The 11833-nt window shown below is 56.1% G+C and carries 8 protein-coding genes and 2 pseudogenes; 2 read left to right on the top strand and 8 right to left on the bottom strand.

Features of this window, described 5'->3' with window-relative positions; all coding sequences use genetic code 11:
* Together Q0683_RS11070 and Q0683_RS10510 are read left to right on the top strand one after the other, a co-directional pair.
* A pseudogene (locus Q0683_RS11070) lies at positions 1-95 on the top strand (DUF4079 domain-containing protein); the annotation flags it as partial.
* A 266-nt stretch (positions 96-361) separates the two neighbouring features.
* Positions 362-1432 (top strand): ABC transporter ATP-binding protein, encoded by a 1071-nt coding sequence (locus tag Q0683_RS10510; protein ID WP_298611343.1) that lies wholly within the window; start codon positions 362-364, stop codon positions 1430-1432.
* Here Q0683_RS10510 and Q0683_RS10505 read toward each other — a convergent pair.
* The 8 genes and pseudogenes from Q0683_RS10505 to Q0683_RS10470 form a co-directional block, all read right to left on the bottom strand.
* Positions 1429-3663 carry a transglycosylase domain-containing protein gene (locus Q0683_RS10505; RefSeq protein WP_298611346.1) on the bottom strand — a complete coding sequence of 745 codons (2235 nt, stop codon included), beginning with the start codon at positions 3661-3663 and terminating at the stop codon, positions 1429-1431. The two genes, Q0683_RS10510 and Q0683_RS10505, sit on opposite strands and share 4 nt — an antisense overlap.
* A gap of 54 nt (positions 3664-3717) precedes the next feature.
* Positions 3718-4080, bottom strand: coding sequence for a single-stranded DNA-binding protein (locus Q0683_RS10500; protein WP_298611349.1), 363 nt, complete (start codon positions 4078-4080; stop codon positions 3718-3720).
* 392 nt (positions 4081-4472) lie between these two features.
* On the bottom strand, positions 4473-5474 hold the full coding sequence (locus Q0683_RS10495) for an ABC transporter permease (protein WP_298611352.1): 1002 nt from the start codon (positions 5472-5474) through the stop codon (positions 4473-4475).
* A gap of 3 nt (positions 5475-5477) precedes the next feature.
* Entirely contained in the window at positions 5478-5771 is a 294-nt protein-coding gene (locus Q0683_RS10490; protein ID WP_298611355.1) for a DUF2103 domain-containing protein, read from the bottom strand.
* Positions 5772-5773: 2 nt separating this feature from the next.
* Entirely contained in the window at positions 5774-7309 is a 1536-nt protein-coding gene (locus Q0683_RS10485; RefSeq protein WP_298617352.1) for a hypothetical protein, read from the bottom strand.
* A gap of 12 nt (positions 7310-7321) precedes the next feature.
* Positions 7322-8458: a 5-(carboxyamino)imidazole ribonucleotide synthase gene (locus Q0683_RS10480; RefSeq protein ID WP_298611361.1), complete on the bottom strand. Its 1137-nt coding sequence runs from the start codon at positions 8456-8458 to the stop codon at positions 7322-7324.
* A gap of 34 nt (positions 8459-8492) precedes the next feature.
* Positions 8493-11234 (bottom strand): bifunctional acetate--CoA ligase family protein/GNAT family N-acetyltransferase, encoded by a 2742-nt coding sequence (locus Q0683_RS10475; RefSeq protein WP_298977622.1) that lies wholly within the window; start codon positions 11232-11234, stop codon positions 8493-8495.
* Positions 11235-11313: 79 nt separating this feature from the next.
* Positions 11314-11833, bottom strand: a pseudogene (locus tag Q0683_RS10470) (amylo-alpha-1,6-glucosidase); the annotation flags it as partial.

The following is an 11833-nucleotide window of genomic DNA, read 5'->3' as shown; positions in this document are numbered from 1 at the left end:
TGCACATGACCTTGAATCTGTTTCTGGTCATCCTCTTTGGCTGGCAGGCGGTGACGGGTCTGCAAATTGTGCAGCGAATTCTCAATGCCAGCTAGCTGGGGCGGCAACCTAGAAAGTCGTTGTAGCAATTGCAAAATCTCTGCAACAAGCGAGAGCTTTTGTGCCAGAATAGGGGGAGCACTGCCCCCAGTCCTTCTCAGGGGGACGGAATGGGCTTAACACTGCAAAAGCAAGTGTGGTGTGGCGTTTTCATGCCTTCACCTACCCCCTACTTCAGACAGGAGTTTTACTGCAAATCATTCCTGATGCAGTGGGTGCTTCCTCGCTTGCTTGATTGCAAAGACTGACGTTCTGGGCGATTATGACCACACTTTCCTTGATGCCAAGGCTTCAAACAGCCGTCCGCGTTGAGCACTTATATAAATCCTTTGGCCGCTTTACGGCGATTCGCGATGTTAGCCTCTGGGTTCATGAGGGGGAAATTCTGGGGCTGTTGGGACCTTCCGGTTGCGGCAAGACAACGCTACTGCGCTTAATTGCGGGTCTGGACAGGCCAGATGCCGGCGAAATTAGGGTGGGCGATCGCTGTGTGGCAGCGGCAAATGTCTTTGTGCCCCCTGAGCAACGGTCCTTGGGCATGGTCTTTCAGGACTTTGCCCTCTTTCCCCATTTGACGGTGGCCGAGAACATTGCCTTTGGTTTGCAACAACAACGCCTCAGCAAAAGGCAAATTCAGGAGCGAGTGGCGGCGGTTTTGGCTTTAGTGCATCTGGAGGGGATGGAAAAACGTTACCCCCACGAGCTGTCGGGTGGGCAGCAGCAACGAGTGGCCTTGGCACGGGCGATCGCCCCTCAACCGGCGGTGATTCTTCTCGATGAACCCCTCAGCAATCTCGATGCCCAAGGGCGCCTGCACCTGCGGGAAGAATTGCGCACGATTCTCAAGGGCACAGGAACAACGGCAATTTTTGTTACCCACGATCAGGAGGAAGCCCTGAGTCTGTCGGATCGCCTGGCGGTCATGCGCCAAGGCAAGATTGAGCAAGTGGGTTCCCCTGAAGAGATCTATTGCCGGCCGGCTTCACGGTTTGTGGCCAGTTTCATTACCCAAGCTAATTTTTTGCCCGCCTCTGTGGAAGGGTCTCAGGTGCACACGGAGGTGGGGACATTTCCCCTTTTAGAAGCGCTGCCTAGGGGAGAAGGGGAAGTGATGATTCGGGAAGAAGATCTCCAGTTGCAGCCCGATCTAGAGGCCACCAGTTGCCTTGTGGTTCGCGATCGCCAGTTTCTTGGTCGCGAGTATCGCTACTGCATTCAACTGCCCTGTGGCAAAGAACTCCATGCCCGCCAGCCCCTTGCTGTGGATATTCCCATTGGTACTGCGGTAAAAGTTGCAGCGGCAGCAGTGCGCTTTTTCCCAAAAGAAAACTAATCTAAGGCGCGCCCCATATACTCACCCCAAAGGGCGGCAGCCAGACCACTACTGCCTTGGGTCGGACTATTGTCATCATTGCCCAGCCAAATGCCCGTGAGAAGATCGGCGCTGGGGACGTAGCCAATAAACCAAAGATCACGACCATCATTGGTGGTGCCGGTTTTACCGGCGACTGCACGACTAATGGCAGCAGCACGACCCGTTCCCCGGCTCACCACAGCAGTGAGGAGATGGGTCATTTCATTGGCGATCGCGGGGTCGAGAACCCGTTGAGGTAATGCATCCCTTGCGGCATAGATAAGGCGACAGGTCTGCCAGTCATCTGCATTTTTACAATCACCGCCATCGCGCACCGCCAGAATGGTATGGGGGGGAATGCGCTGTCCCCCATTGGCGAGCACAGCAAAGGCACCACTGATTTCCAAGAGAGTGACCTCACTTTGGCCGAGAACAAGGCCGGGCACCGCTTGCAGCGGACTCACAATTCCCATCGCCCTTGCCAATTGAATGATGGCTTCTAAGCCAACGGTTTGGGCGAGGCGTAAGGCAATGGGGTTTTCAGAAAGGGCTAGACCCGTGGCCAAATCCATTGCACCACCTCCGCCACGGCAGCCTTCAAACTGTTGCCCTTCCCAGAACACTGGGGCGCAGGAAAAGGTTTCACCGGCCGTGTGGCCTTTTAAGAGGGCCTGGGTATAAACGAACACCTTGAAGGTAGAACCCGGCTGGCGCAGGGCAAGGGTAGCGCGGTTAAATTGGCTTTTTTGGTAGTCCACCCCCCCCACAAGGGCCAGAATCAAACCACTGCTGGGCTGAAGAGTAATTAATGCCCCTTGACTGACGCCATAGCTGCTGGCAGTGGTGGTTACGAAATTGCGCAGACTCGATTCGGCAAGGGTTTGCCAGCGGGGGTCTAGACCTGTCTCCACAATCAGGTTGCCCTCCTGGGCAAGGGTTTCACCGAGGAGTTGGGCAAGTTCCTGATAGACATGATCCGTATAGTAAGGAAAGCGCTGAGAGGTGAGCAATTCCCGCGCCTTGGGACTAATTTCAATGCGGGAGCGGCGGGCGCGATCGCCCTCTTCTTTGCTGATGTAGCCCTGTTGCACCATGCGCAAAATGACCCGATTGCGATACTCCACCGCCGCATCGTAGTCGCGCACAGGATTAAAACGGTTGGGCGCAGGCAGAATCCCCACCAGTGTGGCGGCTTCGTTGAGGGTTAGGTCTTTGGCGGGTTTATCAAAGTAGAATTGAGCCGCATCCTCAAAGCCGCGATTTCCCATGCCCAAATAGACACGGTTGAGGTAGGCCAAAAGCAGCTCCTCCTTGCTGTAGAAAAATTCCAGCTTGAGGGCAACTGCCATTTCCCGCCACTTGCGGCCGAGGCTTTCATCCATCCCCACATGGGAACGAAAGAGTGTGCGTGCCAATTGTTGCGATAGGGTACTTGCCCCTTCCCGTGTTTGGCGGGTGAATAGGTTGGTGAGGGCGGCTCGCACCATGCCCAAGGGATCGACGCCGAAGTGCCAGTAGTAACGAGCATCCTCAGAGGCCAAAACCCCATGCACCAGGTAAGGGGAAAAGTCATTGAGACGCTGCAGTTCGCGGTGGGGGCGATCGTCCACTGGATTGATCAGTTCCCCTTGGCGATCGAGGAGAATAATTGGCCCTTGCTCCATTGGAGGCAGGGGACGTACCGCCACTTTGTTGGCTTCCACAGTCAGCAAGCCTATCCCTAGGACACTGATGCCGATCACCCCCCAAATGCTGTAGATGAGACCGTGAACCAAAGGGGGGGGTGAATTGTGGAAGCGGAGGGTAACGGCGCCTTTGACCTCTGGGGGGCCAAGGGTAATGACATCGCCGTGGTGAAGCTCAGCGGTTTGGAAACGCTGCCGTTGGCGATAGATGCCATTGGTGGAATCTAAGTCTTGGATCTGAAAGACCCCTGTGGGGGTGAGCCGTTTTAGGCGGGCATGGGTGCCACTGACAATCTCTGCGTCAATAATAATATCGGCACGACTCTGACTACGGCCAATAATGTAGCGATCGCCCACCAGGGGAAAGACTTGGCGTTGACCTTTGAACTCTACCCAGAGTTCGGGGGTGCGGGCATTTTCCCGCAGGGAGACCTGTTGCCAATCAAATCGAGACTGTACCGTTTGCACCGCTTGGGTGACGGTCTGAGTCATGGACTGCCAAAAATCTCGGGCAGGATTGGGCATGGCAGCAGCTATAGGGATAACGTTATTGAAGGCACTCGTACCCTGATTGTATCCCTACATTTCTGGCACATAGCCCGCTGGAACGGCACCGGGATCCGTCTCCCGCTTTGAACTGAGAATATCCATGCGCTCAACCAAAATCACCGGCGAGGAGCGCTCGGCTCCCGTGGTGCGGTCTTGCCAGCGATCGAACTTCAGACTGCCCTTGATGCCCAACAGGGTTCCTTTGCGCACATAATCAGCAGCCACCTGAGCTGTTTTGCCCCAAATTTCTAAGTTAAACCAATCGGGTTGATCCTCCTTGCTCAGGCGATTCACTGCCAACGTTAGCCGGCACTTCACACTTCCCGACTCAAAATAGCGCACCTCCGGATCGGTGCCGACACGGCCCACTAGATGAACCACGTTCAAGCCCATGGCTGACTGCCTCAGATTGTTTTTCTATCCATTATCCCAGAATTCGGCTTTGTGAAGAGCTTTGTAAAGATCGACGTTTCATTCGAGGTTTCTCCTGCGTGGCCGGTTTAATCCAAAAAAGGAAGCTGCTGCTATACCGAGCCGGCATAGCAATAACAGTTGTAGCAGTTGTCCCCCAGCCTAACAACCCAGCAAATCCAGTAACGGGCACTGTAGAAATTACAATTGTAACTGGAATAGTCAAGCTTTCTAGTTTTACCTCCGGCTTGCCTGCCGAGGGGAACTTGTATCCCTATGGCACCTAGCTTTTGCAAAAGTATTCGTGTACGAAGGCCCTAGGCCACCCAAAAAGTTAGGATTCACCTCTAGGTTTATGTAAACTTTTATTTCCATCAATGCCGAATGCGGGGATCAGCCCACTTCAGGAGCAAATCTGCCAGGAGGTTGCCGACAATCAACATCACTGCCCCCATCATCAGACTCGCCATCACCACGTAAATATCTTGGGCAGTAACTGCCTGTAAAATCAGCCGCCCCAGACCCGGCCAGTTAAAGAAAAACTCGGCAATAAAGGCGCCGCTGAGGAGGCTGGCAAATTCAAAGCCCAAGAGCGTAATCAAGGGGTTTACGGCATTGCGCAGGGCATGGACATAGATCACCCGTGATTCGGGGAGTCCCTTAGCGCGTGCCGTTTGAATGTAGTTTTGTCGCAGGACATCCAGTAAATTGCCGCGCATCAGCCGTTGTAACCCCGCAAAACTGGTGAGGGTGAGGGCAACCGTCGGCAAAATCAAATGCCAGCCAATGTCGAGTACCTTGCCCCACCACGGTAAGTCGTCGTAAAAGAGGCTGGTCATGCCACCGACGGGAAACAAGGGGGTACTCTGAGCTAAAAACAACAGCAGTAAGGCGGTAATAAAACTGGGAAACCCTTGGCCAATGTAGCTGATGACCCGCAGCAGGCGATCGCTCCAGCGATCTTGGGTCACCGCTGCCCAAATTCCCAGGGGAATGGCGAATCCCCATGTCAGGAGAATAGAGCTAAAAGAGAGCAGTAGGGTAGCGGGTACCCGCTCCCACAATAGCGATGCCACCGATCGCTGATAGACAAAACTGGTGCCGAAGTTGCCATGGCGAATGATCTGCCACAGCCAGCGAAAGTATTGCTCTACGGGGGACTTATCAAGACCAAATTGTCGCTCCAATTCCTGCAAGCGTTCCAGGGAAATCTGTGGATCCGCCTTAAGATTGTCCAGATAGTTCCCTGGCGCTAACTGCATGATGGCAAAACTCAATGCAGAGGCCAAAAGCAATGTGATGAGGGCTTCCCCTAAGCGTCGCAAAATTAAACGGCTGGTGTCATTCCCTAGGCATTGGCCAATGGATTTGAGCATGGCTTACTTAGAGGCCAGCACGGCATCAATGGCTGCTTTCAACTCGGCTTCACTGAGCCGGGTGACCACAAAGACTTCCTGCACGGTTTTGCCGCGCCGCGCAATCAGCTTAAACCCCCCCTTGATGGGCACCGAGACCCGCAGGTGGAGATGGGGGGATTTACCCTTGACAGGGGCAATGACACCGGGGGTCAGTGTCGTAATCCCCGCCACCTTGGCCAACTTTTCTAGAACGGGAATGAGACCTTCAATATGGGTAGAGTGATTGAGAACAACCCGACCAGTTGCTACTGCCATTGTTAAGGTAACCACCGTGCTTGCAAGCCGGGTGCCAAAGGCTCTGGCATCCCCACGACAACTTTGTCTGGATCTGATTTTAGGGGAAAAAGCCAAATTTGATGCTGTTGAGGGGGCAGTTGATGGACTGGCGGCGGTGACGCTTGGGGGTTACCGGGCAGCTCTGCCAAAGCATTGGGGTTGGGGTTAGGCGGTGCAGTGTCGCTGTACAAATCACTATTATTCACTTCCTCCGGCATTGTGCGCCCCTCCACAGAGTCCACAGCCAGCATACGACCATCGGGCGACAAGCTGAGGTACAGTTCCTGTTGCGGGTCAAAATCCTTGAGCTTGAACAGGGCCTTGGTTTTCAAATCCAAAAGGGCAAGGTAGGGGATTTCGCGGCTGTTGCCTTCCCCTTCAAGGTGGGTGAGGAGGAGATAGAGAAATTCCCCCTTGGGGTCAAATTGACCGGCAATGATGGAGCCATGGATGGTCAGCAGCTCCCGGTGTTCCCCAAAGAGATCCACCACATAGAGCGATCGCGAGAAATTGGGGTTAAACTTCACCACTGCCACTTGGCGTCCATCGCGGCTAAAGTCCAGCACCATGCCGTACTGGGGCAAAAAGTCAAAGTCACTCTTGCTATTGCCAGGGTCTAGGGGGACAATCGCCAGCCCCTGCCCTTGGGCAATAATTAAATGTTGGTTGTCGGGCGCAATGCGAAAATCGCCAGCGGCCGCTTGATTGAGCCGACGGGGTTGAAAATGTTCATCAAGGAGCCAGAGGGAACTGTCTGCCGGCTGCAGACGATTTACCCGCTGCACAACAATTTTGCTGCCATCATTGGCCAACTGGAAGCGCAAATTCTGGTACTCGCTGTTGTCGAGGATCAGGGAAATTTCACCTGCAGGTCGCGGTTGGCGGCGGGGGGCATCGGGGGCGTTAAAGGATAGCCCAGTGGTGACGGTGTACAGTTGGGGGTCAAAGCCCATTTGCTCGCCCCGTTCGCCCGCACTAAAGAGAATGCGATCGCCCGCCGGATAGGGCTGAAAGTCAAAGACTCGCAGATTGGGGGGCGTCAGAAAAGTTTTTTGCTGCAACGTCAGGTTGTAGAGGATTAATCGCCCCTCTTCCACCCCCGAACCAAGATACACCAGCACGCGATCGCGACTGCGAAACTGCCCCTGGAAGGGTTTCATGGGTTTGCCCTGGGGCACCGAAACCGCGCCTTCTAGGGAGACTTTGAAGGTTTGACCATAGGGAATTGGCTGCTTCAGGGTATAGGCAAAGCGGCGCCCCGACCAACTGGCCTTGCCCTCAAGGGGTGGCTCAATCTTGAGATGTTCCACTACGGACGACCAATCCATCAGCCGGTTAAAGGAGAGGATAAAGGCGCGATCCTCGGCCCCCACATCGCGGTTTTGCCAGCTGAAATCGCGCACCTGGGCTTGGGTGCGATCCCCTGCCCCCAACAGCAAAAGGGTCAAGACAACCGCCGTAAAGAATACGCCTAAGGCAGCCCGGTCGAGGGGCTGCGGAAAGGGGTGAGGAGACATCAGCAGAAATGTTTACACAGCAACAGGAGCACCATACCAGAGGGCTTCAATGTGCTGGATCATGGGTAGCGCTGCCTGCGGTTCTGGCAACAGGACAGTGACATGACCCAGTTTGCGACCCGCGTAGGCTTGACATTTACCATACCAGTGCAGGTGCGCCTGGGGGAGAGCAGCCAAAGCCTCGCGTTTTGCTCCATAGTCCACCTGCGGTGCCGCTAGGCCCAACAAATTCACCATCACCGCCGCCGGTACCTGCATAGCGGGACTGCCCAAGGGTTGGCCACTAATGGCACGCAAGTGCTGCTGAAACTGACTGGTGACACAGGCATCAATGGTGTAGTGGCCAGAATTGTGGACACGGGGAGCAATTTCATTCACCAGTACCTCACCGCTGGCGGTCAGGAAACATTCGATGCCAAAAACGCCCACGGCCTCAAGGGCAGTCAGAATTTGGCGAGCCATGGCCTCAATTTGTTCCCTCACTGGGGGGTCAACGAAGGCAGGGGCAATCACGTGCCGACAGATGGCATCCACCTGCCGGGTTTCCACAACTGGGTAAAGGGCAATTTCCCCTTGGGGCGATCGCGCTGCCATGATTGCCAATTCCTTAACGTAGGGGACAAAGGCCTCCACCAAAAACCCTTGAGGCGGCCTCTCCGGCCAGCGCTGGTGAAACTGCTGCCACGCCTGCTCATCGGGGAGGATAAATGTGCCTTGGCCGTCATAGCCGTGGCGACAGGCCTTAACCACACAGGGAAACGTCGGGGGGCGATCGCCAAGATAGGCAAAGGGCGGTACAGGAAGCCCCAGCTTCTGCAAAAAGTGGCGCTGCTGGTACTTGTCCAACAGGGGGGCGAGGGAGGCAAGACGGGGAGAAAAGCAAACCCCCTGCTGTTCAAGGGACTGCAGTTCCTCTAGATCCACAAACTCATTTTCAAAAGTTATTACATCCACCTGCGCTGCCAGTTGTGCAGTTGTTGCCCCATCGGCGATTGCCCCATAGCAGACGCCGTCCGCAACCGCCACGGCCGGATCGGTGGCCGCCGGTGTTTGTACCCAAAGGCTCAGCCCCATTTCCTTGGCCGCCAGTCCCAGCATCCAAGCCAACTGACCGCCGCCGATCACCCCAATCTTGGTTACCTTGTTCACGCTGCCTGCATTAGACTCAACGGAACCTATTGTCCTATATCAATGCTCCTTGGGTTTCCTCAAGGGCAAGCTGCACTAACCAAAGACTGGGATCATCGCCGGCAGTAAACTCAAAGTTCAATTTACGGCAAATGCGAACCATGCCCTCGTTGTCTTTAAGCACGTAGGCGTGGAGGGCACTGAGACCTTCGTCGCGGCCAATTTGGATTAAACGGCGCAGTAATTCGGTGCCAAGGCCTTGGCGCTGCCAGCGATCGCTAATTAGCATGGAGAACTCGGCGGTATTGCTAAAGTGATCCTTACTGAGGCGAGCGGCGCCAATAATTTCCGGCTGACCGTCCCTTTGACGCTCCACCACCAGCGCCATTTCGCGGTCGTAGTCCACAAAACAGATGCGCACCAAGCGCTCGTGGGCAATCCGCTGGGAGAGTTTCATGAGGTGAAAATAGCGCAGATAGACACTCTGCTCTGAGAGGGTAGCGTGGTACTGGCGCATTAGGGGTTCATCCTCTGGCCGAATTGGGCGAATCAGCACCGGCGTGCCGTCGCGCAACTGCCATGGACTCACGTATTGGGTGGGATAGGGGCGAATGGCCGGCTTGACAAACGTACTTTCGTCCCTGTGGAGCACTAGGCGGGCATCCAAGGCCATCAGGCGGTTGGGGGGTGCCACCAAAAGGGGGTTGATGTCAATTTCCTTAATCCACGGCTGCTCCACCACCAGCAAGCTGAAGCGCACCAGTAAATCCTCAAGGAGGCTGAGATTCAGAGGCGGCCAGCCGCGGACGCCCCTAAAGGCGCGGGAGATTTTGGTTTGCTGAATGAGGCGGCGCGCCAAGGTGGTGTTTAGGGGAGGGAGGGCGATCGCCGTGTCTTCCAGGACTTCCACCAACTGGCCCCCTGTGCCAAAAAGAATCACCGGCCCAAATTGCGGGTCTGTGGAACTGCCCAAAATTAGCTCAAACCCCCGCCAAAGGATCATGGGCTGCACTGTGACGCCGGCAAAGTGACCTGCTCCCGCGGCCATCGTCACATTTTTTTCAATCTGTCGGTAGGCGGCAATCACCGCAGCGGCATCGGGGAGATTCAGCGCCACACCGCCCACATCGCTTTTGTGGGTAATGGTGGGCGAGTAGAGCTTTAGCACCACAGGATATCCCAGGCGATCGGCGGCAGCCACTGCCTCTGTTTCACTGCGGGCAATACAGGTTTCCACCACCGGCAGGCCGTAGGCGGCCAGCACTGCCTTGGCTTCCCACTCGGTCAACAGGCTGCGCCCCTCACCGCGCACTTGGGCAAAAAGCTGACTCACCGAATCCCGATCTGGGGGGGTGGTGGTGAGGGGAAGGGAGGGGGTTTCATAGAGGGCCTGCAAGTGGTCGCTATAGCGCCACATGTAGCTAAAGATGCGGGCGGCGGTATCGGCATAGGCATAGGTGGGAATGCCCGCCTGATTGAGGATTGCTTCTCCTCCCTTGACACTGGTGCCCCCCATCCAACTGGCCAGAATAGGCTTGGCGCCACTGGGGCGGCTTTTAGCGTAGGTGGCAAGATCTTGGGCGATCGCCAGTGGATCGGTCATGGCCTGGGGAGTGAGCACCACCAGCAGACCATCGCTATTGGCATCGGTTTCACAGTGTTGTAGTGCCTTGAGGTAGCGATCGGCCGTGGCATCCCCCAAAATATCCACGGGGTTGCCGTGGCTCCAGGCGGCGGGGAGCACCTGATCTAGAGCCTGGAGGGTCGCCGGCGAGAGGGCACTCAGTTTGCCGCCGGCGCGAATCAGGGCATCGGTGGCCAAAACGCCGGGGCCACCGGCATTGGTGAGAATTGTCAGATGGGGGCCTTTGGGGCGCGATTGCTTGTCCAACACCTCGGCCATGTCAAATAAATCTTCAATCGTTTCCACCCGCAGCACACCACAGCGTTCCAGTGCCGCATCCACCACTGCATCGGATCCCATCAATGCCCCCGTATGGGAAGCGGCGGCCTGAGCGGCAGCGGCAGTTCGTCCCGCTTTGATGACGATAATGGGCTTGACGTAGGCCACTTCCCGCGCCGCTGAGAGGAAAGATCGCGCATCCCCCAGAGATTCCATGTAAATGACAATGCAGCGGGTTTGGGGGTCATCGCCAAGGTAGTAAATGAGATCTCCCCAGCCCACATCCAGCATGGTGCCAATGGACACAAAGGCACTAAAGCCGACATTCTCCTGCAGGCTCCAATCCAAAATGGAAGTACAGAGGGCACCACTCTGGCTCAGAAAACCCACATGGCCCGATCGCGCCATTGTGGCGGCAAAGGTGGCATTTAAGCCCGTGGGTGGACACATGACCCCCAGACAATTGGGGCCAATAATGCGCATCCGCGCCTGGCGGGCAATCCTCAAAATCTCCTGCTCCAGCGCCAGACCCGCTGCCCCCACTTCCCGAAACCCGGCCGAGACAATAATTGCCCCCTTGACCCCCGCTGCTGCACAGTCGGCGATGACTTGGGGAACCGTGGCCGCTGGGGTTGCAATCACGGCGAGATCAACCGCTTCGGGGACAGCCGTCACACTGCCATAGGCCTTAATGCCCAACACAGAACTGCGGCGGGGGTTAACCGGGAAAACCGTTCCGCCAAAGGGGGTTTGAATTAAATTCCACAGCAGGGTACGCCCCACACTCCCTTCTTTTTCGGTAGCACCAATGACGGCAACACTTTTGGGGGCAAAAAGAGGCCGCAGGGGCTGATGGCCGGCGCGCCAGATGTCGTAGGCCGTGGTTCGAGTCATCCTGTTGCCCTCATTACAGTGACGTTGACAAGACGCCAACCCTAGTTTAGCGAGGGCGCTTAGTCTCAGTTACTCTTTGTTACCCAGTGTGCACTTCCCAGTCACAGCCCCTGGCTCCCGTGCGCCAGAGCCGCAGATGCAGACGACTGTTGCCGACTCGCAGATTGCGGAGGTGGAGTTCCTCGATACTGGCGGGCAACAGGGGCTGCTGCAACAAAAACTTGCCCTGGGGCGCATCCACTAAGGGCCAGATCATGATTTGGATAAATTGAAACAAACTTCCCGTGGCCCAAGCTTGGGGGGAACAGGCCACTGGGTACTGCACCGGTTGGGGATAATGTTGACGATCAAAGCCACAGAACAGTTCCGGAGGGCGCAGATCCGGCTGGCGACACACCATGTCAAAGAGTGTCTCCACCAAGGTCAGGGCAAAGTCACTCTCGCCGATTGCCCGCAATCCCAGCGCAATGAGGGCCGTATCGTGGGGCCAGACCGACCCCAAGTGATAGCCAATGGGATTGTAGGCGGGGGAGGTACTGCTGAGGGTGCGAATGCCCCAACCGTTAAAAAGATCAGGTAGCCGCAGGCGTTGTCCTACC

It is taken from the genome of uncultured Thermosynechococcus sp. (assembly GCF_938074695.1).
Taxonomy (GTDB): Bacteria; Cyanobacteriota; Cyanobacteriia; order Thermosynechococcales; family Thermosynechococcaceae; genus Thermosynechococcus.
Note: the sequence above shows the minus strand (reverse complement) of the source record. Positions and strands in the feature narration are given on the sequence as shown.